The 4,146-nt window shown below is 34.8% G+C and carries 3 protein-coding genes; all 3 read right to left on the bottom strand.

What is annotated here, in order from left to right; translation table 11 throughout:
* Nucleotides 1-571 (bottom strand): hypothetical protein (locus RMR19_RS09390; RefSeq protein WP_310603234.1); only part of this gene is annotated, 571 nt, incomplete at its 3' end.
* Nucleotides 572-850: 279 nt separating this feature from the next.
* Entirely contained in the window at nucleotides 851-3,139 is a 2,289-nt protein-coding gene (locus RMR19_RS09385; RefSeq protein ID WP_310603233.1) for a hydratase, read from the bottom strand.
* A 200-nt stretch (nucleotides 3,140-3,339) separates the two neighbouring features.
* The gene (locus tag RMR19_RS09380; protein WP_310603232.1) at nucleotides 3,340-3,933 is read right to left on the bottom strand and encodes a histidine phosphatase family protein; all 594 of its coding nucleotides are present in this window, start codon (nucleotides 3,931-3,933) and stop codon (nucleotides 3,340-3,342) included.
* Nucleotides 3,934-4,146 lie beyond the last annotated feature (213 nt).

Here is a 4,146-nt window from a genome sequence, read left to right as displayed (position 1 = left end):
TAGCTGACCGTTGATAAAACGTAAGTTTGTTGAAAACCCTTGCCACATTATATCTACCAGGTTTCGTACAAGCAAACAGCACTAACACAAGTAAAGCTAGTACAACACCTGATTTACGAATCACTGCATACTTCATCTTGTTTGCCTTGCTCTTCAATATCTTGTCACATCGTTGTGCCAGTTCTTCAGAATCTTTATAATCCAGTAGAGTTTTAAATGCTTGACTCAACTCACTATAATCTTTCTCTGTCTTTGCCAATTCTAAATGCCTGCAACAATAATCATACTCTTTTTGAATCAGCATCTTTTCGGTCTCTTCATAATTCTCTTTGCACTTCTTCACATACTCCTCAGAATCCTTGTAATCCTTCAAAGAACCAAATTCGTTCTTCAAATGATTATACATGTCTAATTTAGATTTTGTCACAGTCATACAGGACATGCTATTAAAGACTGCTATTGTCTTTTGATATAATTGTTCTAACTGCTCTTCCTTGCTAAGTTTATTCGTAACAGCTACCTTTTTCTTAGCAACTGGTTTCTTTTCAACTAGTTTCTTATCATCTGCCATTAATACACCTCATTCTATATTGTTTTATCAACACTTTTACCCATTGAATGTTTTGCTTTTCTTACCACACAATAACATTTCCACTCAATAAGCTTTATGGTAGATTATAACTTGTATAAACCATAATGTCAATTTATAGCATTGCTTTTTTAACGCATTCATACCGTAGATTTTTTACATCATGCAAATACTGATAAAAACCTTATGATTAAAATAAACCTCCAAAAACCGATGTATCTACAACGATTTCTGGAGGTTCTAATACTTATTACTTATTCATTACGCTCTATAGTAGTTAATCAAACAGCCCTTCATGATGATATCTCTTTCATCATCTGTCATTTCACCAATCTTTAATGCGAATTCAACCATTTCATCACGAACGATATATGCTTTTACTTCTGTTGCCTTTTCAGCAATTGCTTTCTTAATATCCTTAACAAAGATATAATCTCCCTTATGGAATTCGTTTTCTTCCTCGAATATAAATGGAATCATACCCCAGTTGATTAAGTTCGAACGATATCTCTTTGTCGCATATTCTTTCGCAATGTTTGCTAAACCACCTAATACTCTTTGGCAACTTGCAGCTTGCTCTCTTGCAGAACCATCACCTGGTTTCACTGCATAGATAGCACTTCCAATTTCAGTGTCTTTTACTTTTAAGTCTGGATAAACCGTTTTAATTACATCAAATACGTTCTTAATTTCTTCATTTGTTTCTGTTGGACATGCATCTGTACGTCTAATTTCTTCAAATGCACGAACTTCCTTTGCATTACCAACATATGCTGGGTCTTTACGTGATAATGTAAATTCAGCTAATCCAAGTGGATTTGAACGGTAAGATGAAGTTTCTCCTGAAGGAATTAATTCATCTGTTGTTGTTACTGGATCATGAATTTCAGAAACTACTTTTAATACGATATCATCTGTTAATTCAACCATAGATGGCCAATCAACGATTCCTGGTCCAAATTTTACTTCTTCGTCTTTTTCTGGTTTTCCAACACCGTTATATACACGATTATCATAAATCTTGCTATCATAGAAATATTTTGGTTTAGAGAAGTTTACATCAATATCTTCTGCTGATGTTAAGTAACCTTTGTTTGCTGCTGTTGCTGCAATCGAACGAGCATCCATAAGTGCTACAGAAGCAACTTGTCCACTTGTAATCTTAGAACCTTCACGGTTAGGGACGTTACGAGTAGAATGACGGATACTTAAACCATTGTTTGCAGGAACATCACCAGCACCAAAACATGGTCCACAGAAAGCAGTTCTTACAGTTGCTCCTGTTTCCATTAACTTAGCAATACTTCCGTTCTTAACAAGTTCAAGATATACTGGTTGACTGGCTGGATATACACTTAAACTGAATTCATCAGAACCAATGTACTTACCTGCTAAAATGTCTGTTGCATCACAGATATTTTCAAATCCACCACCTGCACAACCTGCAATAACACCTTGCTCTACATATAATTTACCATTCTTAACTTTATCTTTTAATGTGAATTTAACTTTTGCATTATCAAGACTTACTAATGCTTTCTTCTCAACATCATCTAAGATATCATAAAGATTTGCATTTACTTCATCAATTGTATATACGTTACTTGGGTGGAATGGCATAGCGATCATTGGTTTGATTTCTGCTAAATCAACATAAATCATTCCATCGTAGTAAGCAACTGATTTTGGTGCTAACTCTTCATAATCACCAACTCTTCCATGAATTGCATAGAATTCTTTTACTTGGTCATCTGTTTTCCAGATTGATGATAGACATGTTGTTTCTGTTGTCATTACATCAATTCCGATACGGTAATCTACACTTAGATTATCGATTCCATCACCAACGAATTCCATAACTTTATTATTAACATAACCATTAGCAAATACTTCTCCAATGATTGCAAGAGCGATATCTTGAGGACCAACACCTTTTCTAGGTTTTCCTGTAAGATATACACCAACAACTCCTGGCATGTTGATATCATATGTTTTACATAATAATTGTTTTACTAACTCTGGTCCACCTTCACCAATTGCCATAGTACCAAGAGCACCATAACGAGTATGGCTATCTGAACCAAGAACCATCTTACCACCAGCCGCTAATACTTCACGAGCAAATTGGTGAATTACTGCTTGATGAGGTGGTACATACATACCGCCATATTTTTTCGCACAAGACAAACCAAACATGTGATCATCTTCATTAATTGTTCCACCAACAGCACATAGACTGTTATGGCAGTTTGTTAATACATATGGGATTGGGAATTCTTCTAATCCTGAAGCCCTTGCTGTTTGAATAATTCCTACGAAAGTAATATCATGTGAAGTTAATTTATCAAATTTAATTTTTAGCTTGTCCATATTTCCAGAAGTATTATGCGCTTCAAGAATTCCATAAGTCATTGTATTCTTTGCCGCTTCTTCCTTCGCTATAACTCCATCACCTAACTTTGAAGCAAGTACTGCGTTTGCTTCGTTATTATTTTCAATGATTTCCGTTCCATTTAACAGGTAAACACCGTTGTCATAAAGTTTAATCATCTGTTTATCTCCTCTTCCTTTTAATATGTATGTTGAATTATTATACCGTATAAATGTTTATATCTATAAACACCATACACAGTATAAAAATACGCTCTCCGTCTAATTATAATCGGAATACTACTGAAATGCAATTGTTTTTATAATTCTTTTTATTACATAAAAATTATACATAGTGCATAATTATCAATTTGCTATTTCTATAAATGTTTGTTATATGTCTCGATTTTTAATACACCTTCACTATCTTCCAAAATAGCGACACTTGTATTCGCTACCAATGTTTTTCCCGTACCAATCTCGCCGTTCGAAAACACATGTAAAATCGCATTAATCACACCACCATGTGCAATAACAAGAATATTTTGTCCTTGATACTCTCTTCGATACTCTTCAAGAGCCTCTATAAGACGATTTGTTAAATGTTCAAACTCCTCCATACACGCATCCTCTCCAGACGCAAGAAAAGCTTTTCTATCGTCAGGTAGCAATCCCGATATCTTACCAAAATCTCGTTCAAGTAAACGCGAATCCTTCTGTACTGCCAAAACAGCTTCTTGTGTTCCCTGCTCCATATGAAATGCATTTATCGTATCTGCAATAATTGTTGCTGTGTCATATGCTCGTTGCAAAGGACTTGAATAGATTGCCTCAAAGGAAGTTGAGGTCAATGCTTGTGCACACTCCTTTGCCTGCTTTTTCCCTGTCTCATTCAAAGGAATATCCTCAAGTCCTTGAAAACGCCTCTCAATATTCCAATCTGTCTCTCCATGCCTTACCAAATAAATCTTCATCGTCGACCTTGCTCCTATCTATAATAAAAAACAATACCTAACTAGCTAACGTGTTGTTTCTTTTTTTCTCTTACTATGTTCTATTATACTGTACTAGTATTCTTTTTTCTATATCCAACATGTTACTACTCACGTAAAATGTTCGCAACAGTATGGTGTAAGGCTTGAGATTGAACATTAGTTCAACCGTAATATTAATATAACAAAATGATT

The organism is Anaerosporobacter sp. (assembly GCF_031551385.1).
Lineage (GTDB): Bacteria > Bacillota > Clostridia > Lachnospirales > Lachnospiraceae > Anaerosporobacter.
This window is presented reverse-complemented; position numbering and strand designations above follow the sequence as displayed.